We start from the raw sequence: 22,451 nt of genomic DNA on the forward strand, positions 1-22,451 counted from the left end.
CCTCGTCCATCTCGGACCGTATGCCCGAACTGCCCGAGGTGGAGACCTTCAAGCGCTACATCGAGGCCAGAGCGCTACGGCGGCGCATCGTCCAGGTGGAGGTGAGAAACCGCACCGTCCTCGGAGCCATGGGGCCGGAAGAGTTGGAACGGAAGGTCGAAGGAGGGATGTTCCTGTCCGTCCGCCGGCACGGTAAGCAGCTGTTCCTCGAGCTCTCCTCCCGCGGGTGGCTGACCTGGCACTTCGGGATGACCGGAGAGCCAGTGCTGTTCGAGGACGACGAGGTAACTCGCTTTCCTCGCGTGCTGTTCCACTTCGACCGTTCGACCCTGGCCTTCGACGACCCCCGAATGCTGGGCCGGATCGGCTGGACCGAGGACTGGGAGGAGTTCGTGCACCGGAAGGGGCTGGGGCCGGACGCGCTGGTGATCTCCAAGGACGACTTCGCGGAACGGTTCGGCCGGGCGAGAGGGGCGATCAAGCCAGCTCTCCTGGACCAGCACCGCATGGCCGGCATCGGCAACATATACGCAGACGAGGTGCTGTTCCAGAGCCGCATCGACCCCCGGACCGAGGCCAGCGCCCTGTCCCGGGAAGACCTGGAGGCCATGCACCGCATCATGAGAAGGGTGCTGCGGCTGTCCATCGACCGGGGGACCGACTTCTCCGCCTTCCCCCGAAGCTATCTGCTCCACCACCGGTCCAAGGGAGCTCGCTGCCCCGGTTGCGGCGGTACGGTGCGGACGACCACCCTGGGCGGGAGGACGACCTACTTCTGCCCCGCTTGCCAGGGAGGGCGGGGCAGATGAAGATCGAGATATTGGGGACCAGGGGGCACATCGAGGTCAGCGCCCCCGGGCACGAGCTCCATTCCGGAGTGCTGATGGACGACGTGCTGTTCGATCTCGGGGAGCGACGGTACCTAGAGCGCCTTCCTCGAGCGGTGTTCATCACCCACTTCCACGAGGACCACGCCTTCTTCGTGAGCGATAGCGTGAAGATCGACGTCCCGGTGTTTGCGCCCGAACGGCTGGCCGGATGGAACGTGAGGATCGTCAGAAGCACGGTGGAGGTGGCGGGCATGCGCGTCACCCCCGTTCCAACCAATCACAGCGAGAGAGTGCGCTCCTGCGGCTACCTGGTGGAAAAGGATATGCAGCGGGTGCTGTACACCGGAGACCTGTTCTCGATCCAGGAGCGCTACCGAGACCGGCTTTCGGACCTTGACCTGGTTATCACCGAAGGCTCCTTCATGCGTCGGGGAGGGCTGGTAAGGAGAGATCCGGAGACCGGCAGGTATCATGGCCACACCGGGATTCCGGACCTGGTACAGTTCTTCTCCCCCCTCGCCCGACGCATCGTCATCACCCACCTGGGGAGCTGGTTCTTCAAGGACATTCAGGCTGCGGTGCGGCAGATCGAGTCACTGGACGTCGAGGCCCGGGTGACAGTGGCCGAGGACGGCACGGTGATCCACCTGGACCTTGAGGCGTGATCGAGTCCGCCGTCCCAAAATATCAATACCACGGGGTTCGTAGTTCGGACGTCCCGATGGTCATGAACGATGGCATCTTCCGCGAAAGGATCACCGCCGAGCGAATCGCCGAGGAGGGCCCCACGGCGGTGGACATGCACTTCCACACCAACCATTCCGACTCCCACACCACCGTGACCAGCGCCCTGAGGAGGGCGAAGAGACTGGGCCTCGGGGTCGCCATCACCGACCATAATACGATCTCTGGGTCAGAGGAGGCGTACCGTGCTGGGAGTGGAACGCTGATCGTTCCAGGCATCGAGGTGTCCGCCGCCGACGGGCCCCATATCCTCCTGTACTTCTACGATCTGGACAACCTGCGCGAGTACTATGAGAAGCACGTCCGCCCGTTCAAGCGGAGCAGCCCCTACCTCGCAATCGAGCTGGACTCCTGGGACATCGTGCGGCGGTCGGAGGGATACAACTGCGTTCGAGTGGCCGCCCATCCCTATGGCTACCTGCTGTTCAACAAGGGCCTGCAAAAGTGCATCGAGGCCCGTTACCTGGAGCAGGAGATTCTGGAGCATTTTGACGGTATCGAGGTGATGTGCGGGGGCATGACCCGCAAGCTCAACGATAAGGCGGCAGCGCTGGCCGAGCGATTCTTGAAGGGGCGTACCGGAGGCACCGATGGCCACCTCCTCCACGACCTCGGCAACGTCGTCACGGTCGGCCCGTCCGACGACCTGGATGGGTTCCTCGGGGACGTCGTGGAAAGGCGCACCAGAGCGATCGGAAGAGAGAAGACCACAGTGCAGAAGACGGTGATGGGCTCGGTGGTGATGACCAAGTACATTCGGTACACGATCCCCTCGCTCCGCATCCACTATGAGCAGAACGCCCCCCGGGCGCTCCGTTTCCTCCGGGACCTCAGGTCCAGGGGGCGCTGATCATAGGATCCACGAGAACATTCTGAAGAAGGAGCACTTCATCTTCAACCAGGTGGAACGGGACAGGTGGTCCTGGAGGGTCCATTCCCGGCACCTCATGAGGTCCTGGTGAAAGGCCAGCTCCTGCCCCCTCGCCACGTTGAGACAATACACCATGGCATTGGTCTCGAAATTGAGCCGGAAACTGCGAATGTCCCAGTTGGCGCTGCCGATCGACGCCACCGCCCCGTCCACCACGATGGTCTTGGCATGCAGGAAGCCGTCCTCGAAGAGGAACGCTCGTACGCCGGAGGGCAGGAGGTCTCCCAGGTAGTCGAGGCTGGCCCAATGCACCAGGGGATGGTCCGGTAGCCGGGGGATCATTACCCGGACGTCCACACCGGACAGGGCGGCCACCCGGAGAGCGTCTATGACGCTCTCGTCGGGGACGAAATACGGGGACTGGATGTATATGCTGTGCTGGGCCGAGGCTATCATCTTCAGGTAGGCCTCCTCGATCAGGCTCCTCCGACGGTCTGGTCCCCCGGACACCATCTGCACCGCTCCATCCCCCGGGCGGTCGATCATGGGGAAGTACCGGAGGTCGGTCTCCAGGGGCCGAGCGGCTGTGAACGCCCAGTCCAGGAGGAATCTGGTCTGCAGGTCTAGGACGGCCGGACCCTCGACCCGGAGGTGGGTGTCCCTCCACCGTCCTATCTGCTTTTTCCCGATGTACTCGTCCCCCACGTTATAACCGCCCAGATATCCGATGCGCCCATCGATGACCACGATCTTGCGGTGGTTGCGGTGGTTGATCCGCAGGTTGAGGGCTGGCAACCGCTCGATCACCGGAGGAAAGAAGATGAGGACCTCGACCCCGCCCGTCCGCAGCTCATCCCTCCGTTCCCGAGATAGCCGCGTGCCTACACCGTCCACCAGGAGGCGGACCGCCAAGCCCTCCTGGGCCTTCCGGACGAGGAGATCCAGGAAGCGGTCCCCCAGGTCATCGTTCCGAACGATGTAGTACTCGGCGTGGATATGGTCCCTCGCCTCCTCGATGTCCTTGAACAGCAGGCGGAACTTCTCGTGGCCGTCGTTGATGAGGTCCATTCTGTTCCCGGAGGTCAGCCGCGAGCCGTTGGTCAGGAGCATGCGGACCAGGCCGGTGCGGCCTGCCGGCTCCGCGCCCAGGTCCGTGCCGGAGGCGTTAAGGGCGGCCAAGCGGCCCAATCCCTCCAGTTCCTTGCGGTCCTTCGCTTCCTTCGTCCGGAACCGCCGCCTGATGCGGTGCTTGCTGAGCCCGAACAGCAGGTAGAGTATCAGGCCGAACGACGAGAGGACGAAGAGGAAGAGGAGCCACAGCACCGCGCCCCGGGGGTCCCGCCTTTCGTAGTATAGGATGGCCACCGCCCCCACGGCGTTGATGACCGCCATGATGATCGTCGTGTTCTCCGCGAGGACGGTTAACGGGTCGGTCAACCCCACCACCTCATGGCCGGGGACGACGACATGATGTGGAATTGGTCACTCTGACGATAAATATCTGGCTCATCGAAGGTGATCGGCCTCGCCTACGGCATCACGACGGCCCTCGTCCCTGACCGCCCTGAACCACAGCGATAGACGCGCTCAGAGTTCCTTGCGCAGCGCAACCATGGGATCCTTAAGGCCTGAGCCGGTCACCACCAGAACGATGCGATCATCCGATCGGCGATCGATCTGCCCCAGAGCCGCCAAGGGCGCCGCGGCGGCTGGCTCGGCGAAGATCCCCTCCTTGCCCAGGTCCCTGACGGCCTGCACGATCTGATGATCGGTGACGGTGAGGCCGTATCCCCCTGACCGGTTGAGGGCCTCGATGGCCGAAAGGCCGTTGAACGGGGACTTGACCAAGATAGCCGAGGCGATGGTCGTCGCCATCGGGGGAGGCGGTGTCGGCTCGGTGCGGTTCCTCCACGCATCGACGATGGGTGCGACCTCGGACGATTGCACCGCTATCATCTGGGGCAGGCGGTCAGTGACTCCCAAGGCCTTGAGCTCGCGGAATCCTTTGAAGATTGAGGTCAGGATGCCCCCCGTGCCGGTAGGCACCACGATCTTGTCCGGTACCCCCATCTGCTCGAACAGCTCGAAGGCGATGCTCTTGAGCCCCTCGATGAAGTAGGGATTCAGGCCGGTGGAGGCAAGATAGGCGCCCGAGTCTGCCTCCTGTCGGGCCCTCCGGACCGCCTCGGCGAAACCGCCCTCCACCGGCACCAGCTCCGCACCGTAGGCGGTGATCTGGGCGACCTTCTCCTCGGGGATCCCGGTGGGAATGAACACCTTGGAGGACAGGTTCGCGTAGGCCGAGTAGGCCGCCACGCTTGCCCCCATGTTGCCCGTCGAGGCCACGGTGGTGGTTCGGAACCCCCGATTGTAGGCGTCGGAGATCACCACCGAGGTCCCGCGGTCCTTGAACGATCCGGTCGGGTTGTCCCCCTCCACCTTGAGGTACACCTCCTCCTCGCTGTCTCTCCTCCTTATCAAGGGACTGCTGCCTTCGTAGAGGGAGATGGACATGGTCACTGGGATCATGGACCGATATCGCCACATGCCGGCGCCCTTGGGATCCCAGCTCATGGGCGGGTCTTCCAGCAGAAGGGCGGAATCGCAACGCGCACAGGTATACCGGAAGTCTCGGAACTCCGTACCGCACTTGGTGCAGCGGAACATCGTCTACTCGATTGCATTCGGGTAGCAATATTCTTTGGCGATGGAAGCGAGAAACACCTTTTGTATGGGGTCGAGGGCCATCGGGCAAGGGGGTATCGATGACCGATAAACCGGAATTCATTAGCGGGGGGATGGAACTCATTGACGAAACGGAGGGCTTGTGGAGGCAGCTGAACCTGCATGCCTCGGAGCATTCCGTGGACTTTGCCCAGCATTATGCCGCCCGGTCCTTCGATCAGCGCCGAAGGGAGCTAAGGTCCATAGCCGAGAGAGGCAGGTTGCATATAGACATTGCACGGGAATCAGGTTCCAGCCAGGAGCTGGGCTATTGTGCCAGCAGCGTCGACGAACATGGTGTTGGGACGATCGAGTCGCTCTTCGTGCGCGAGCAGGGGAGGGCACGAGGGATCGGTGACCTCCTCATGCGCCGCAATCTGGAGTGGTTGAGGGAGAATGGGGCCAGGAGTATCGTGGTGTTCACCGTCTACGGTAACGATAAGGTCCTTCCCTTCTACCATCGCTACGGGTTCAAACCCAAGGCCCTGATGCTCGAGATCAAGGACTGATGAGGGAGCGCTGGCCGCCCTCAGAGCGGGGGGCGCGCGAGGATAAAAAAAATCATGCTGACCTACCTTTAAATAGGAGCGAAAACGAACCGACGGCGGCCGGCCTGCCTACTTAATCTATTTATAAGACCGCCCTCCAATTTTTAGATGTCGTCCGTTACGACGGCTCGACGATACAACGGAGCCCGCAGGTAAGGTGATTCGAACCCGCGGGACAGAGTAAAGGAGGAATGAATACATGGCAATGAGCGGAATGACAGGATCTCTGGTAGGGATGATAATCGGAACGGTGATCGGGATCATATTGAGCATCATATACTTCGTGATCACCCTGTTCGTCATCAAGGCAAGTGCGGACATTGTGTTCTCTGAGAACCTCAGCGTCGACTGGGCGGTGCTCGCGGCGGCCTTGGTCACGGTGGGCTCGATGGTCGGTGGCGTAAGCATGCGCAGAGGTACCGTGGATTGAGCACAACACCGATCGAGTAGAGAACCAGACGACACCCGGGATCGAGCAAAGGGCGGTCGGGTCGAACGGCCTCATGGCCGGCCCCTCCGCTTCCTCCGATCTCATCCCCCGGCTCGGCCACTATGGCAGCAGAAAGGTCCAGGTAACATTCATATCCCTGCACCTGCCACGTCCAGACCGAGGTATCAGATGAAGGTCAGATGTCCACGAAAGGGATGCAACTACTATGCCACCGCGGAGGCCGCCGAGGACGCCATGGTGGATCTGCAGGATCATCTGAGGGAGGTCCATGGGATCGATGAGACCCCAGACCGGGTGAGAGAGAGCGTCGAAGGGACCATCAAGTCGCAGTCGCGGTCCCGCACCTGACCGCCCTGTTCGAGCAACGGTCAGGAGACAGTACCCACACGGCCGGCGGGCGGAGTATGAGGCGCATCGATGAGCTGACGGTGCTTGTGACCGGCTCCACCGATGGCATCGGCCGGAGGAGCGCCCATGGCCTCGCCAGCCAGGGGGCGAAGGTGCTGGTGCACGGACGAAGCCTTGACCGGGGCCGTGCCACGGTGAAGGAGATCACAGCAGTCACCGGGAACGTAAAAGTGGAGTACTACAACGCGGACTTCTCCGCCCTCACCGAGGTAAGAAGGCTGGCCACTGAAGTGGCCAGGGACCATCCTCGACTGGATGTGTTGGTGAACAACGCGGGCATCGGGGCCGGAAAGAAGGGCGGCGATGTCAGGGAGCTAAGCGCCGACGGCTTCGAGCTACGCTTCGCCGTCAACTATCTTGCGCCGTTCCTTCTGACCCATTTATTGCTCCCCGTCCTCAGGGAATCCTCGCCATCGAGGATCGTGAACGTTTCCTCCCTCGGCCAGAGCCCTCTGGACCTCGCCGACATCATGCTCGAGCACCACTATGATAGCTGGAACGCCTACGGGCAGAGCAAGCTCGCACTGGTCATGTTCACCTTCGACCTGGCCGAGCGGATTAGAGACGAAACTATGACGGTCAACGCTCTGAGTCCCGGGAGCTTGCTGGACACCAAGATGGTGAGGGAGTGGTTCGGTAGGGGGAGAGGCGACGTGCAGCAGGGAGCGGACGCCGTAATGAACCTGGCGACCTCACCTCGGGTCGAGGGCGTCACCGGGCGTTTCTTCGACCGGGAGAGGGAGGCAAGGGCCAACGACCAAGCCTATGATCGTAGGGTCAGGAAGGAGCTCTACCGCATCAGCTGCCGGCTGACAGGCCTTGAGCGGCCCCTTATTGGCGAGGAGCGTGATAGAGAATAACCTGGCAAACCCCAATGACTGACTTGTTGATTATGTCCTGGAACCGTGGCCATCGATCGAAGGGCGGAAGCGAGCGATCGAGCGGCGACCAGGTACAGCCTGACATGCGTATTCTGTTCAGTGCGCCGGCCCGCCGGGGCTGGTGCCGATGCTCCCCTAACCGCTCATTTTCTTACTTCCGTCGTCCTTTCCTTCGCAGTCAGCAACTTTCTGCCAGAGATCGTGATTGCCCGAGCGATCTCCTCCATGGTCGCACTAAAAGTAGCGTCGTCAACGGCGGATGAGTCGAGGTCGATCTCCCGTAAACGCTCCCTGATTGCATTCCAGAACGATAGATCATTCTGTTCAGGAACGTGCCTGTCGACCCTTGCTGGACTTGGAATCGGATCCGACAGTTCTCTCATCTGGCTGACCGCCACCTTGAAAAAGACCTGAGGTCTTTGCCTCTCCTCACCGTTAAGAGTGGCCGGGCGCTCCTCGCACCGCTCGACAAATCCCGCCTCGATCAGACCAGCAAGTATGACCGACAACTGGTGGACATACATCCGCTTCTCAGGAGGAACGGGACGATGGGTCATGGGCTTCCCCGGGATCACCGTCTCTGCAACGACTCTCAGTCTCCGGTTGGTCGATTCGCTCCTCACCACAAATTGTTCCTTGAGCACGCTGTGCCGGACCTTCTCTCCCTCAAACCAGGCCAGAAAATCAAGAACCGCCATGTAATTGTCCTTGGACTGCTGGGTGTAACGGCTTAGATAGTGCTCACTGGACTTGTACCGCAATAACAACGCTTGATGCCAATCCTCGACTCGTTTCGGATCGTAGCGCTGCATGATTAGTTATAAGTCATAGATGAATTTGTAATTTCTTCTTTCATCGGGCAAATTGGGTGCATAACTGGACGGACGATCGGATCGGCCGTAATACGTTTGGCCTGGACGCATCATTGTACAGGACACTCAGATCATCTGGCCTTCGATCAGAGCAGTCAGGCAACGCGTCTGGCTGAACGACTTCTCGTGAGATCGAACGAAACGTCCATTCATCAGCATCTTGCTGTCTTTTTACCGTACAATCAACAGCGCCCCAGGCCCATCGTAGTAAATTCGATCAGCCTCTTTGAGGGACAGTTATCTCAACGTTGTTACCCCCAACAAAACTGTTCAATGACGTTATACAAATCTATTATAGCCGGTAAAAGGCTCGGTCCGCTGGCAATTCCTTAATGATACGTCATCGAGGGTGCGGCTGTGGAAAGCAGTAAGCCAAAGAAGAGGTCCCGGGCCATAAGCGAGGAGGAACGGAAGCAGATAAGGCGGTGGGCCATTAGACAATCGGTCCTGAAATTGGACCCCCGGCACACTCTGCAAAATCCTGTCATGTTCGTTGTGGAGGTGGGGAGCGCAATAACGACGGCGCTCTTCCTTCAGGCTCTTTTCTGGAGGGGCGAGGCTTCGCCACTGTTCGTGGGCCTCATCTCGCTATGGCTCTGGTTCACGGTCATCTTCGCCAACTATTCCGAGGCCCTTGCCGAAGGAAGAGGTAAAGCACAAGCCGACTCCCTGAGAAACATGCGGACCGCGATCCCTGCAAAGAAACTGAGGGGAGAGTATGCGATCTCCAAGGGAGTCCAGCCTACCGAGGCGGACATATTGCCGGCCTCTTCGACCGACCTTCATAAAAGCGACCTGTTCTTCGTACAAGCCGGGGATTTCATACCGGTCGATGGCGAGGTGGTAGAGGGTGCGTCGTCGGTCGATGAGAGTGCCATAACCGGAGAGAGTGCACCGGTGATCAGGGAGTGCGGGGGCGACAGAAGCGCTGTCACCGGAGGCACCCGCGTTCTTTCCGACTGGTTGATCGTTAGGACGGCTTCCGACCCCGGCGAGGGCTTCATCGATAAGATGATCTCTCTGATCGAGGGGGCGAAGAGGCAGAAGACTCCTAACGAGATCGCTCTGAACACCCTCCTCATCGGCCTGACCGTCGTTTTCATTGTCGTATGCGCGACCCTTCTGCCCTTCTCGATCTACAGCGTGTACATTACTGGACAGGGTAGCCCCGTCACTCTCACGGTGATCATCGCCTTATTGGTTTGTCTGGCTCCGACCACGATCGGGGGCCTTCTCAGCGCTATTGGCATCGCAGGCATGGACCGGTTGATTCAGAAGAACGTCATCGCCTTTTCCGGACAGGCCATCGAAGCGGCAGGCGATGTTGATGTCCTCCTTCTGGACAAGACAGGAACCATCACCTTCGGTAACCGGCAAGCGGTGGAGTTCATCCCCGGAGAGGGTGAGGATGTCAGGAAGGTGGCGGAATACGCCCTCATGTCCTCGCTCTCCGACGAGACCCCCGAGGGCCGCAGCATCGTTGCTCTGGCGGTGGAGAAATACGGTCTAGCGGACCGCAGAGAGGAGATCGAGAGGGTCCGATCCGGAATGCACTTCATTCCCTTCAGCGCCCATACCAGGATGAGCGGTGTTGACCATGACGGCAAGAGCATCCGCAAGGGAGCGGCCGATGCCATCATCAAGTATGCGAAGAACAATGGTAACGACCTTCCGGTGAAGATCTCCCACGAGGTCGACCGCATCGCCCGCCAGGGGGGCACACCATTGGTCATCGCCATCGATGGCAGGGCGGTCGGCGTCATCTACCTCAAGGACATTATCAAACCGGGCATGAAGGAGAGGTTCGCCCAGCTCCGCCGTATGGGCATCAAGACAGTGATGATCACCGGCGACAACAAACTGACCGCGGCGGCCATCGCGGCAGAAGCGGGAGTGGACGATTTCTTGGCCGAGGCGACGCCGGAGAATAAGCTACAGCTCATTCGCAGGTACCAGGCCGAGGGGCGCTTGGTGGCAATGACCGGGGACGGTACCAACGACGCCCCCGCTCTAGCCCAGGCGGATGTGGCCGTGGCCATGAACAGTGGTACGCAGCCCGCCCGGGAGGCTGCGAACATGGTCGATTTGGACAGCGACCCGACCAAGCTCATCGAGGTGGTGGAGACCGGCAAGCAGCTATTGATGACCAGAGGGGCGCTGACCACTTTTAGCATCACCAACGACGTCGCCAAGTATTTCGCGATCGTGCCGGCGGCTTTTGTCAGCATCTACCCTGCGCTCGATGAGCTGAACTTCATGGGGCTGCACGCGGCCATTCTATCTGCGGTCATCTTCAATGCGATAACCATCGTCCTGCTCATCCCTCTTGCGCTAAAGGGGGTCAAGTACCGCCCCCTGACCGCCTCGGAGTCCCTGCGCACAAACCTGCTGATATACGGGCTGGGCGGATTGATCGTGCCGTTTATCGGGATAAAGCTAATCGATATCGTGCTGGTCGCTCTGGGCCTGGGGGCCTGAATTATGAAAAGCGATTTGAAAGGAAAGGATCTCGTAAGCAGGATCTCTGGGCTTGCACGATCCGCCACTGGGGCATTGAGGAAGCAGACGAGGGCCGCCATATCCTTGTTCCTCATCCTGGTGCTCATCACGGGCATCGTCTACCCGTTATTGGTCACCGGCGTGGCCCAGGTCCTATTTCCACACCAGGCAAATGGCTCGCAGATCGTGGACAACGGCACCGTGGTGGGCTCGGAGCTGATCGGTCAACCGTTCAGCGATCCCAAGTATTTCTGGGGACGACCGTCGGCTACACCATCGTTCGAGTACAACGCATCCTTATCCAGCGGGTCCAATTATGCCAACAACAACACCAAGCTCGTTGATGTCGCCCAGGCCAGGATCGATGCGCTGCACGCTGTAGATCCGAATAATACCGAACCGATCCCATCAGACCTGGTCACCTCCTCCGGCAGCGGGCTAGACCCCGACATCAGCGTAGCCAGCGCGGAATATCAGCTATCGAGGGTAGCGAGGGAGCGCCACCTGAGCGAGGAGGCCGTCCAGGCTTTGATCGACCAGAACACCGATGATCGCCAGCTAGGCATACTGGGGGAGAGGACGGTCAACGTCCTGCAATTAAACCTGGCCTTGGATGGATTGCAGGCCCAGGGCGGGGAAGTCGACGGTGCCACTGTGAGGTCAGTCCAGACCACTGACGAGAGGGTGCTGGGAATGACGACATACGATTGGTTGTTCCTCTCATTCCTCGCGATCATACTGATCATAGCGGCCTGGTTGATCGGACGGCTTTTCACCACCATCTATGATGAGCGACCAGGTAGGATTACCCGATCCCTCGGTAAGATCGAGACTCGGCTATTCAAGTGGCCGAAGGTCGGGAATGAAGGGATGAGCTGGAAGACTTACGCATTCGCCTTGCTGTTGTTCAACCTCATCGGCATACTCTTCCTGATGTGCGTTATCTTGCTGCAGCCCTTTCTGCCATTCAATCCCCAGAATAACGGCCCGGTGTCCCTCGATACCGCTTTCAACACCGCCGTCAGCTTCACCACCAACACCAACTGGCAGTCCTATGCCGGGGAGACGACCATGAGCTACTTCACCCAGATGGTCGGCCTCACCGTTCAGAACTTCCTCTCGGCGGCCAGCGGGTTGGCGGTGCTGATGGCATTGATACGAGGCATCAGGCAGAGGACGACCAAGGACCTGGGCAACTTCTGGAAGGACGTTACCCGAGCAACGCTCATTCTTCTGCCGCTCTCCTTCGTGCTCGCCCTCATATTGGTCTCCCAGGGCAGCGTGCAGACGTTAGATGGCCCCATCTCCGCGCATCTTCTGCAGCCGGTGACCGATTCGGCAGGTGATCTCATCACCGTGCAAACCATCCCGGTCGGTCCGGTGGCATCCCAGGAGGCGATCAAGATGCTCGGAACGAACGGGGGCGGGTTCTTCAACACCAACTCCGCCCACCCCTTCGAGAATCCCACGCCCTTGTCCAATCTACTGGAGATCTTTGCTCTCCTGCTCATACCGGTGGGAGTCGTCTTCGCCTTCGGGGAGATGGTCAAGGATCGCAGGCAGGGATTGGCGCTCCTGGTGGTGATGTTCGTGATTCTGGCCGCATTCCTTGGCCTGGCTATCTGGGCTGAGGAGGGCGGTAACCCCGCGCTGGGAAAGATGGGGGTCTCTCAGATAGCAACCGAGTTCCAGCCCGGCGGCAACATGGAGGGCAAGGAAGCAAGGTTTGGGGTGGTGCCCTCGTGCACATTCGCCGCTGCCACCACCGCCACGTCGTGCGGGGCGGTGGATTCCATGCATGATTCGTACACCGCTCTCGGAGGGCTGTCGCCCCTAATGCTGATGCAGTTCGGGGAGGTGGCCTTCGGTGGAGTCGGCTCCGGCCTCTATGGGATGCTGGTCTTCGTCCTTATCGCAGTCTTCATCGCTGGTCTGATGATCGGCAGGATGCCCGATTACCTCGGCAAGAAGATTGGACCATATGAGATGAAGCTCTGTACGATCGTCATCCTGCTACCGATCGTAGTCATTCTGGTGGGGACCGCGATCGCGGTGATGATGCCCGAGGGAAGGGTGGGACCCCTCAACCCCGGTCCCCATGGGTTCACCGAGATCCTGTATGCCTTCACATCGGCGGGGAACAACAATGGCAGCGCGTTCGCCGGCCTTACCGCAAGCACCCCTTTCTACAACTACATCCTAGCCATCATTATGCTCCTGGGCCGGTACCCAATCATGGTGCTGACCCTGGCTTTAGCCGGCGCGTTGAGTGAGAAGAAGATCGTGCCTCCGAGCCCGGGCTCGCTGCCCACTCATACCCCGCTCTTCATCTTCTGGCTCCTCGGGATCGTGGTCCTACTGGGTGCGCTCAGCTATTTCCTCACATTGGCATTGGGGCCGATAGTCGAGTTCCTTATGATGGGGGGCTGAGAACAATGGGAGACGAACGACCGAACCCTGACGAGCTGCTCAAGCAGGTGACCAAGGAGGAGAGGAAGCGGTCGCGGGGAAAGCTGAAAGTGTTCCTCGGGTACTCGGCGGGCGTCGGCAAGACCTATGCCATGCTGGAGGACGCCCACCACCGCAAGGACCGAGGGACCGACGTCGTGGTGGCATTGTTGGAGTCTCATGGGCGTAAGGAGACTGAGGCGCTCCTCGTCGGCCTGGAGGTCCTGCTGCCCAAGGTCAGCGAGTATCATGGGATGCGACTGAAAGAACCGGACGTCGATGTGGTGCTATCAAGACGGCCCCATCTCGTGCTGGTGGACGAGCTTGCCCACTCCAATGCTCCAGGCTCGCGCCACACCAAGCGATACCAGGACGTCCAAGAGATGCTGGAGGCGGGTATCGATGTGTACACCACCCTCAACGTCCAGCACCTCGACAGCATGAACGATGCGGTCGCCCAGATCACCGGGGTAAAGGTTCGCGAGACTATACCCGACTCGGTGCTGGACGAGGCGGACGAGATTAAGATCGTGGACGTCCCGCCCGACGAGCTCATGCAGCGGTTCCGTGAGGGGAAGGTCTACATCCCTCCTCAAGCGGCGATCGCGGTCGAGAACTTTTTCAACGAGGGCAATCTCATCGCGCTCCGGGAGATGACCTTCCGCAGAGCAGCCGAGCATGTGGACGAGCAGATGCTCGAGTACATGAAGATCCGGTCCATCCCCGGACCTTGGCCCGTGGCAGAGACCCTGCTGGTGTGCATCGGCAACAGCAGGGTGCTGAACGAACGACTGATACGTACGGGTCGCCGGCTGGCGGACGAACTGAAGGCCGAATGGTATGCCATTTATGTGGAGACACCTGCCCACAGTCGGCTGTCGCGCAAGGACCGCATGGAGGCCATGCGCAGTTTGGAGCTTGCGGCGAAGATGGGCGCGAAAACGGCCACTAGCTTTGGCGTGTCCATCGCCGAGGAGGTCGTACGCTTCGCCCGCAAGAACAACGTCATCCGGATCATCGTAGGGCGGCCGCCCCGGCCGTGGTGGCAGGAGCTGGCCTTCGGATCGGTAGCCAGTCAGATCGTCAGCCTCAGTGGGCCGATAGATATCCTCATCATCACCGACATCGGCGAACAAGAGACCGAGGATGGTAAGCGTTGGGAACTGCCCAAGGTGCGACCGATCAAGAACCATTACTTTTACAGTATATGGCTGGTGCTGTTGCTGACGATCATCGATTACTTCGCCAAGCACTATCTGTCGCCGACCAATCTGGTCATGCTGTACCTGATCGGGGTGGTGGTCGCCGCGGTCACTTGGGGCCTCTGGCCAGCCATCTTCACCGCAGCGGTGAGCGTCCTGGCCTTTGATTTCTTCTTTGTGTCCCCATACATCAGTTTCCGTATCGGAGATACTGAATACCTGATCACCTTCGCCGCCTTCCTGTTCGTAGGGGTGGTCATAAGCCTGCTGGTGGTAAGGTCCAAGGACAATGCCTCGGCTGCCCAGAGAAGGGAGGAGTATACCTCCGCACTGTACGCACTGAGCGTCGACCTAGCCAGCGCGAACGATATCCAGCGAGCGTTTGAGATCGTGAGCGGACATATCAAGCGATCCTGTCACTGTCTGTCCGCATATCTGCTACCGGTGGGCAGTCATCTGGGAGTGGCCTTGGCCGACGGCGGTCTGGACCTGGACGAGAAGGAGATGACCGCAGCATCGTGGACATACAAGAATGGAATCGCCTCGGGAAAGGACACCGACACGCTGGCGTCCGCCTCATTGAAATACTATCCCCTCCGCACATCCAGCGGGGTGGTCGGGGTCATGGGCATCAAACCTCAGGAGCAGGACGGAATAATCAAGTTGGAGCAGGAGCGGTTGATCGAAGCCTTTGCCAGCCAAACCGCCCTGGCAATAGAGCGGAACGAGTTCTGGAACCAGATCTACCGTGCTGGCAATAAGGGCGTGGTGGGGACGGGAGTAGGGTGACTGCCGACTTCCCAGCGCTGAACGAGGTGGACCATGTGATATCGTTCGGATCTGATCGCGCCGTGGTCCTCCATGCGCGGTGATGCGAAAGTGATAATATAATTCAATTTTATTTTTATTGTCAAAGAAGAATGCTATAACACGATAATCATATTGTAGGTTATTAAGAAAACAATTATTATAGATGGCTTCTATTGGAATTCAATTCGGGGCGTCACACTTTACGTGGCGTTCTTGAAAATGATTACATAAAGAGGTGATGGGAATAGGCATTAGACGAGGATTAGCGCTAGCTTTAGTGATCATGATCGGGACCGCATCGCTCGCCGTGCTGGTCTCACCGACGATCGACGCCGCGACATCGTCTGGCGCCATTAGGATAAACGGGAATGCCGACCTGATGAGCCAGGCCAATGCGGGCGGTTGGAGAGGTGACGGATCGGCATCGAACCCTTACGTCATCTCAGGATTGAGCATCAGTGGCGTAAAGGGGAATGGCATCTACCTTGGCAACACCACGTTGTACGTCACCATAAGCGGTTGCACAGTAAGCGGAACAAGCTATGTGTCCGATTCATACAACGTGGGCGCGGGGATCGAGATCTCCGGAGCATCGCATGTTACCATCACCGGCAATACCATCAGCGGAACCGCGAACGATGGCATCCTGGTTGCATACGGCGGCTATAACAGCATCACTGGCAACAACATCGCCATCAGTGGTGCCAGCACAGGTATGGCCATCCACTTGTACTCATCCAATAATAATGACATATCCAATAACGTCATTAGCTGCTCGGTGAGCAATGGCATCTACCTGGTGGTGGCAAGCAACAACCGGATATCGGGGAATACCGTATCCATTACCAGCAGCTCGGGTGAAGGCATCCACCTATGCACGTCGAGCAATGGCAATACCATCTCCGGCAATAACATAACCAGCTTGAGCGTCAACGGCATCTACATCTTGAAATCGAGCAACAGTAACGTCATCTCTGGCAACACGATCCACTGCACCACGAGTGTAGGGGTCTATGTGAACCCGTCGTGCGTAGGCAATGTCGTCACTGGCAATATTGTCAATCCAAGCAGCTCCACTGACACGACCGCGCCGACGCTTACCATCACGTCGCCGGTGAGCGGATCGACCACCACCGCCACGCATCCCACGATCTCGTGGACGGCGAGCGATGCCTCCGGCATCGCCTACTTCCAGATCGTACGTGATGGAGGCTCGTGGGTTCAGCTGTCCTCATCACAGACCAGTTACACCACGGTGAACTCGCTGGCCGGCGGCTCGCACACCGTCACCGTTAGAGCGGTGGACACTGTCGGCAACTACAAGGACGCCACCGTAGTCTTCTCGGTCTCGACCGCTTCCGCGGACACCACTGCACCGTCGTTGATGATCGTCTCGCCATCCAACGGCGCGACCACCACCGCCACGCATCCCACGATCTCGTGGACGGCGAGCGATGCTTCCGGCATCGCCTACTTCCAGATCGTTCGTGATGGAGGCTCGTGGGTTCAGCTGTCCTCTTCGCAGACCAGTTACACCACGGTGAACTCGCTGTCGCAGGGAGGTCATACGATGACGGTGAGGGCAGTGGACAACGCCGGCAACTACAAGGATGCCACGGTGACGTTCACCGTGTCTATCGCCGCCGTCGATAAGACCGCGCCGACGCTTACCATCACGTCACCGGTAAGCGGATCGACCACCACCGCCACGCACCCCACGATCTCCTGGACGGCGAGCGATGCCTCCGGAATAGCGTACTATCAGATCGTGAGGGATGGAGGCTCGTGGGTTCAGCTGTCATCAGGGCAGACCAGTTACACGACCGTGTACTCTCTGGTCAATGGCGACCATACTGTCACGGTGAGAGCGATAGACAATGCCGGCAACTATACGGACGCGACCACGACCTTCACCGTTATGAGCTGAGCAGTGGCAAACCTCTTTCATTTTTTCTTGTTATTTCTACGATTGGTCAGGTTCAGGGTGAGAACAATAAAAACCTATGGCGCTCGATGGAACAACTGTGAATGACAATGACCTATGCGTCCCCTAGGGCCCATGATCGTCGAGACCCTTGGGGCCTCCTGCCGGCATATGGACAATATCCCTCAACCGTGAGATCTCCTTCTCCTGCCCCACCAGCATAGATGCGACCATCTTTTTCTGACGCATGCGCTGAGCTTCAATGTTCCAACCCAGGTTCTCAAAGATGGCTGCCGATTCTTCGAAGCTGGACAACCGCTCCTTCAGCAAGGCGGCCTTCGCCTGAGAGTACTCATCGATCAATTTGTCAAAATACAGTATCGCGTTCCTGTCCGGATAGGTCATTTTTATCGTGCAGCCGATGGGCTCCATATTGACGAGGGATGGCTGCCCGCTGAAACAGTTGTTGTATAGTCTATTGACCGCGTCGATGATCTCGATGTTCATCTCCCCCTGTGTCAGTCCCCTGTGGTTCCGTACCATGGCTCTAGCCTTTTCCGGTATGTCCGTAGTCGATTGATCAGGCTCGCCATCCAACCAGAGATCCTGCTGATATGCGTCCAATATCTGGGAGATCCAAAAATTAACATCATGAACAAAGGGGCTTACCTCTGGATCATAGTAATCCAGCTCGTCCCGGAAAGTGTTCTTCCCCACGGGCGTCTGCTGTTCCAACATAAGCTTCTGCCTATCGGCTGGAAGCTTGGAGAACGCCCTTCTCAAACATTCGTGGTATGCGGCCCTTGCCAAGGACTTCAATCCGCCATCAATATCCTTGAATGGCATCCTCTGGCCCTTGTAATGCATCTCGGGACTCACGAGGGTGAATAGTTTGCATATTAATTAATCACTAAGGAAAAAACCCTCGGTCCTGACACTGATGGGAGTTGAACGAGACATTGTCCAAAGCCGACATTATGGGTGATAGAGTAGTAGCGTAACACGGCATGGATAAGAGCGGGCCCGGAGGGTATCGCCACGACATCGAGCCAGATGGTCAGAAGATAATTTCAATAACAAGCCCTCGTGTTCCTGGGTGCTACTGGACAAACCTCTTTCCCTTTTTCTGAAAACCAGGCGGTCAATATATACTCCATGGGGGAAAGGTGCCATGATGCTGTGTTTATTGTCGCTCTGTCCTCATTCTCTTTTTTCCCACCTAATTTAACTTTTTAACCAAACTCCTAACATCTGGCTATCTAAAAAACTGAGATAAAATGTGAGTTAAAATGCAGTTAAGAGTTAAAACGATATGATGATCATTGCTTACAATTACATGTTAATGTTCAAATATTATTGTAATATCTCAGTTTTAGTAGAAGCCCGACCTTCTCCAACTTCCCCACCAATAGTTTCTGAATATTGGGCTTCTATCACCTTTCCATATTCAAGAAATCTTAATTTTTAGACCCCCTTATTTCTCATGGAAAATGACCTACTAAGGGGATAGTGATCGATGCTTTTAAACAATCTATCATGGTTCGTTGTGTTGGGATTATACTTTCGCATTTTCACTTCCCCTCCCCAAACAACCGTCTATCTTATTCAATCGCATGATGATATAAATGCCATAATCCAGTCACATTGTCCCATGGATTCAAGCGGAGCATTTGTGGGGAGTGGACCGCTCTTCGAGGCCAGGGTCGATTATCCGTTAAGCATGAAGATCACGTCGATTGGATTGATGCTTTGCATGATCGGAATTGACATCTACGCTCTCTTCCTTTCTGACCAGGCAGACCAGATCACTCTTTTTGAGATTGCCATTCTATTCTTTGCTCCACTCCTCACTGCCCCATACCGGCCAATGAGGTTCGCCTCAGTCCACGGCCCCCTTAACGGCACGACGGCCCTCGGGCGTCAAACCATACATCTCTACCTTGACTGCCAGCCAACCACGCCTCGGAGATCGGTTCTTGCTCTGGGACCTCTCGATCTCCTGCCAATGCAGCTTGTAAGAGCGATCGAATGCTTGAGACCGTAGGCCTTGCATAAGCAACTATCAAGAAGGAGACGTTTCTGAAGCCGTCCGAGGAATCGTGCAAGCCATTTGATAAATCAGATTATGGTGCGCCCGTCCTACTTCCAGACATAGAGACCCAGATGACGCCATCCTGTTCGTGCAGTTATTGAACACTAACTGGTATCGCGCCTGCCTCTCGTTAGCTAATGACTGGAACATCCTGAGTATACTCCATGATCGCAATGACCGTACTTCTATCAGATTGATAGAACAACAATCCAGATTGTTGTTCGTTACCCTGCTACAGGGCGTGGCCTTCTAGAATGTAAACGACTAGATTATTTCCACGAGATCGGTCGCCAAGCGCAAACAATCCGAATTGCAGAGGCGAGGCACTAAAACGAGTGAACGCCCACGTCCCTCAACTCCCCATCTAAAACATCCGCGGCTAACAGGCCTCCTTTAATCACCGACCGGCATTGGTATGACTTCACCGGCACTCACGAAAAGCTCCGGGGGCAGCATCCCCTGGATGAAGACGATCCCATTGGAATCGACCACCGCTTGCTTGATGTCCTTGGCCCAGAGGTGTTCGATGATCGCAAATAGGCATGAACTGTTATTGGGGATCGAGTCGATGATCTCATCGATATCGTTCTGGGCAAGACCATAGATCCTATCGTTCGCAACTTCCATACCCAAATCCGTAAAGGCCTTGACTCCTCTCCTTCCCCCGGATCCAATGCCGATCAATCCACCGACGACCGATCCTAATGGCTTGAACTCCGCCGGTCCGAGGTTGATATCTTCTAAAGTAAGCATGTTGACGCTATCATCCGCCTTTCCCACGAAGGCATAATCGATCAAACGAATGAGGCCTTTCTCTCGTACATCTTTTATGGCTGGTACTATCTCACCAGAGAATTCGTTCCCCGGAAATCCGATCACCAACAATTGCATTGGTCCATACTTCACCATCGCTTCGTTCCCCTTCTTTGCTTTTACATACTATGCACCTCCACCGTAATATTAACTTATAGGTCGGCGGACCTGACCCCATCCGGCAGCATGTGTGATTCTCGTCACAGGAGATTCTCCGAAAACCAATCCAGGGTGTTTGGTCATTGAGTCCGGCTTACAGAGATTGAGCGGGAGTTCTGACCACTAATCAATCCGGACACAAGAGTATATACTCCCCATGAAAATATTGGGGATTGCAAATTTTGCTAACTTCCGGCCATCATTCGGACTTTCTCTTTATTTTTCCGATTTCCTGTTGAGCTTTACCTTCGACCTGCTCGACCTTGCCTTTGGCCTGTTTCGTTTTATTACCCGTCAATTTGCCAACTCCTTCACGGATCTGTCCCTCGATTTGTTTTCCCTTCCCTTTCACCTCATCTTTGTTCATAATGATTAGACGTTACGCGGTGTTAATATAGATCACTAGGGTAAGAGGCCTCCATCTCCCACTTGTTGTCTATAGTACCAACAACAACGAACCTCGGGGCCTGGATCTAGGCTGACATACTAGACTCGATGGGGACGGATGATTTCGTCGGCAATCGCATCTACCATATGTGGGCGGCCTACCTCCATTGCGGATAGGTCCGGATGATGATTGCTCGAGCGGTCCACTCGTCTTTCGACTGATATTAAATAAAACTGGGTCAAATCATAATGCCATGACAGATATTGCATTAGGTTCAGTCGTGGGTTTCGTGCTAGCCCTGATCATCAGCACCATAGTCATCTATGTGGTGGCGAAGTTGACCGGAGAGAGGGAGGGACTAATGACCGCGTTCCTGGCAGCGCTCATCGGTACAATAATCTATATCATCGCATACTTCCTCCTAGGCAATGGCCTACTGGCCGCAGTTATCGCTGGCATATTCTGGCTTCTTGCCCTGAAGGTATTGTATAAGATTGGATGGCTAAAGGCCCTGCTAACAGCAATCCTCATCTGGATCCTGACCGCGGTCGTAGGTATCTACCTACCAACGTTAACCGGCCCTTTGTAAGACTGATTGATCATAGTCAACGTGAAGTCCTGGCCGGCCACCTGAGTATATCGCCTATGGATCTCCAACTCACACTCGTTGGAGATCTCACCGGAGGCCGCCCGCAGGGGCGGCGAAGCCCTCAGGAGAAGGTTTATGCAGGAAGCGTGGCCAGTCGATAATCTTCATCGACCAAGTAGCCTGGAATAGAACGATGATTGATTTATTAACAAGGAGAATCCTATTTCAATATGGAGGATAAAGAGTGACCATTCTCGTAACCTATATGTCCGTTACTGGGAATACTAAGAAGGTGGCCGATGCGATTTATGGAGAGATCGAAGGGGAAAGGGAGATTAAACCTATGGATCAGGTGAGTAGCTTGGATGGCTACGAACTCTCGTTCGTCGGCTTCCCCATTTATTCGTTCAACGTGCCACCCTTGGCCATGGCATTCTTAGAAAAAGCCAAGGGTAAGAGGGTGGCGTTGTTCTATACCCATGCATCATTCCCTGAACCAGAAGTAATGCCCGGATCAGAAGGTCTGGTTAAAAGCATTCATCAAAATGTGCAGGATGCGACCGCTGGTGTAGTCGTGGTAAAAACCTTTGATTGTAGGGGCGAACTTGCAGAAAATGTAGCACGGAAATGTCTTAGCAGCGATGACCCCATGGTACAAATGTTCGGGAAGTTGCGCAACATGACATTAGGGCATCCTGATGCTACTGAGCTAGCCGCGGCTAAGGCTTTCGCGAAAGGTACTTTAGCAAAGCAATGAGCAGCCATGGTCAGGAGCAACTTACTGAATGAGGATAGCCCGGCTACCACAATCCATGGTGTCGTTCCTAGAGACCTGACCACGGGCCAGACCTCAGATCCTTCGCGCTTCCGCATCTTTGCCAAACATCGAGCTAAAAAAAAATTAGAAAGGGGTTTGGTTTTTTAAAACTTTGAACGTCTTAAGCAGTCCGCGTAGGCGTGTTCTTAGCCGGGTTATGCTCCGGCGCCGCTCCGCCCACCTTTGCCCGCTGCAACTTGTCTACGAGATCATCGTGGCTGCTCGCCGGCCACGCCATGTTGCCGAAGAACTTAGTGGCGTCGTCGCCGTCGATGTTCAAGCCCTTGAGCTTCTGCTCGGCAACGCTGCGGTCCATCGGGTATGATGCTCCGCTCAGCTTGCTGTCTACATCCTTGATCCATGCGTCCTTGTGAATAGATG

General features: G+C 56.9%; 20 protein-coding genes. 13 read left to right on the forward strand and 7 right to left on the reverse strand.

From position 1 onward, the window contains the following. Nucleotides 1-20: 20 nt before the first annotated feature. The 3 genes from SA339_13725 to SA339_13735 are packed head-to-tail and all read left to right on the forward strand — an operon-like array spanning nucleotide 21 to nucleotide 2,424. The gene (locus SA339_13725; GenBank protein MDW5564269.1) at nucleotides 21-809 is read left to right on the forward strand and encodes a DNA-formamidopyrimidine glycosylase family protein; all 789 of its coding nucleotides are present in this window, start codon (nucleotides 21-23) and stop codon (nucleotides 807-809) included. Then, entirely contained in the window at nucleotides 806-1,495 is a 690-nt protein-coding gene (locus tag SA339_13730; protein ID MDW5564270.1) for an MBL fold metallo-hydrolase, read from the forward strand. The genes SA339_13725 and SA339_13730 overlap by 4 nt, the downstream gene beginning before the upstream one ends. Before the next feature lie 56 nt (nucleotides 1,496-1,551). After that, entirely contained in the window at nucleotides 1,552-2,424 is an 873-nt protein-coding gene (locus SA339_13735) for a PHP domain-containing protein (GenBank protein ID MDW5564271.1), read from the forward strand. Here SA339_13735 and cls read toward each other — a convergent pair whose 3' ends face one another. Both cls and thrC read right to left on the reverse strand, forming a co-directional pair. Next, the gene (gene cls, locus SA339_13740) at nucleotides 2,425-3,882 is read right to left on the reverse strand and encodes a cardiolipin synthase (GenBank protein ID MDW5564272.1); all 1,458 of its coding nucleotides are present in this window, start codon (nucleotides 3,880-3,882) and stop codon (nucleotides 2,425-2,427) included. Nucleotides 3,883-4,032: 150 nt separating this feature from the next. Continuing rightward, nucleotides 4,033-5,112 carry a threonine synthase gene (gene thrC / locus SA339_13745; protein ID MDW5564273.1) on the reverse strand — a complete coding sequence of 360 codons (1,080 nt, stop codon included), beginning with the start codon at nucleotides 5,110-5,112 and terminating at the stop codon, nucleotides 4,033-4,035. A 98-nt stretch (nucleotides 5,113-5,210) separates the two neighbouring features. Here thrC and SA339_13750 point away from each other — a divergent pair, with 98 nt between their 5' ends. From SA339_13750 to SA339_13765, 4 genes are all read left to right on the forward strand, one after another. Continuing rightward, nucleotides 5,211-5,678, forward strand: coding sequence for a GNAT family N-acetyltransferase (locus tag SA339_13750; protein ID MDW5564274.1), 468 nt, complete (start codon nucleotides 5,211-5,213; stop codon nucleotides 5,676-5,678). Between the two features lie 238 nt (nucleotides 5,679-5,916). Next, nucleotides 5,917-6,147 (forward strand): hypothetical protein, encoded by a 231-nt coding sequence (locus SA339_13755; protein ID MDW5564275.1) that lies wholly within the window; start codon nucleotides 5,917-5,919, stop codon nucleotides 6,145-6,147. A 189-nt stretch (nucleotides 6,148-6,336) separates the two neighbouring features. Next, nucleotides 6,337-6,516 carry a DUF1059 domain-containing protein gene (locus SA339_13760; GenBank protein ID MDW5564276.1) on the forward strand — a complete coding sequence of 60 codons (180 nt, stop codon included), beginning with the start codon at nucleotides 6,337-6,339 and terminating at the stop codon, nucleotides 6,514-6,516. A 56-nt stretch (nucleotides 6,517-6,572) separates the two neighbouring features. Then, nucleotides 6,573-7,436 carry an SDR family NAD(P)-dependent oxidoreductase gene (locus tag SA339_13765; GenBank protein MDW5564277.1) on the forward strand — a complete coding sequence of 288 codons (864 nt, stop codon included), beginning with the start codon at nucleotides 6,573-6,575 and terminating at the stop codon, nucleotides 7,434-7,436. A 164-nt stretch (nucleotides 7,437-7,600) separates the two neighbouring features. On the opposite strand, the gene SA339_13770 is transcribed toward SA339_13765, so the two are convergent. Continuing rightward, nucleotides 7,601-8,269, reverse strand: coding sequence for a hypothetical protein (locus SA339_13770; protein ID MDW5564278.1), 669 nt, complete (start codon nucleotides 8,267-8,269; stop codon nucleotides 7,601-7,603). Between the two features lie 417 nt (nucleotides 8,270-8,686). On the opposite strand from SA339_13770, the gene kdpB reads away from it, so the two are divergent. The 4 genes from kdpB (at nucleotide 8,687) to SA339_13790 (ending at nucleotide 17,215) form a co-directional block, all read left to right on the forward strand. Continuing rightward, a complete protein-coding gene (kdpB, locus tag SA339_13775) occupies nucleotides 8,687-10,807 on the forward strand; it encodes a potassium-transporting ATPase subunit KdpB (GenBank protein MDW5564279.1) in 2,121 nt (706 codons plus the stop codon). 3 nt (nucleotides 10,808-10,810) lie between these two features. Then, nucleotides 10,811-13,258, forward strand: coding sequence for a potassium-transporting ATPase subunit KdpA (gene kdpA, locus SA339_13780; GenBank protein MDW5564280.1), 2,448 nt, complete (start codon nucleotides 10,811-10,813; stop codon nucleotides 13,256-13,258). Nucleotides 13,259-13,263: 5 nt separating this feature from the next. Beyond that, the gene (locus tag SA339_13785) at nucleotides 13,264-15,267 is read left to right on the forward strand and encodes a DUF4118 domain-containing protein (protein MDW5564281.1); all 2,004 of its coding nucleotides are present in this window, start codon (nucleotides 13,264-13,266) and stop codon (nucleotides 15,265-15,267) included. A gap of 304 nt (nucleotides 15,268-15,571) precedes the next feature. Then, complete coding sequence (locus SA339_13790) at nucleotides 15,572-17,215, forward strand: NosD domain-containing protein (GenBank protein ID MDW5564282.1); 1,644 nt, start codon at nucleotides 15,572-15,574, stop codon at nucleotides 17,213-17,215. 123 nt (nucleotides 17,216-17,338) lie between these two features. On the opposite strand, the gene SA339_13795 is transcribed toward SA339_13790, so the two are convergent. From SA339_13795 to SA339_13805, 3 genes are all read right to left on the reverse strand, one after another. Then, complete coding sequence (locus tag SA339_13795) at nucleotides 17,339-18,079, reverse strand: hypothetical protein (GenBank protein MDW5564283.1); 741 nt, start codon at nucleotides 18,077-18,079, stop codon at nucleotides 17,339-17,341. Nucleotides 18,080-19,697: 1,618 nt separating this feature from the next. After that, nucleotides 19,698-20,213, reverse strand: a complete 516-nt coding sequence (locus SA339_13800) for a hypothetical protein (protein MDW5564284.1) — start codon at nucleotides 20,211-20,213, stop codon at nucleotides 19,698-19,700. A gap of 262 nt (nucleotides 20,214-20,475) precedes the next feature. Next, nucleotides 20,476-20,643 carry a CsbD family protein gene (locus tag SA339_13805; GenBank protein ID MDW5564285.1) on the reverse strand — a complete coding sequence of 56 codons (168 nt, stop codon included), beginning with the start codon at nucleotides 20,641-20,643 and terminating at the stop codon, nucleotides 20,476-20,478. 274 nt (nucleotides 20,644-20,917) lie between these two features. Between SA339_13805 and SA339_13810 the strand changes: the two genes are divergently transcribed. Then, nucleotides 20,918-21,253: a hypothetical protein gene (locus tag SA339_13810; GenBank protein MDW5564286.1), complete on the forward strand. Its 336-nt coding sequence runs from the start codon at nucleotides 20,918-20,920 to the stop codon at nucleotides 21,251-21,253. 244 nt (nucleotides 21,254-21,497) lie between these two features. Further along, the gene (locus SA339_13815) at nucleotides 21,498-22,010 is read left to right on the forward strand and encodes a flavodoxin family protein (GenBank protein ID MDW5564287.1); all 513 of its coding nucleotides are present in this window, start codon (nucleotides 21,498-21,500) and stop codon (nucleotides 22,008-22,010) included. 181 nt (nucleotides 22,011-22,191) lie between these two features. Here SA339_13815 and SA339_13820 read toward each other — a convergent pair. Next, nucleotides 22,192-22,451, reverse strand: a 260-nt coding sequence (locus SA339_13820) for a hypothetical protein (GenBank protein ID MDW5564288.1), incomplete at its 5' end; no start/stop codon positions are given.

This window comes from Methanomassiliicoccus sp. (assembly GCA_033485155.1).
In the GTDB taxonomy this organism is placed as follows: domain Archaea; phylum Thermoplasmatota; class Thermoplasmata; order Methanomassiliicoccales; family Methanomassiliicoccaceae; genus UBA6.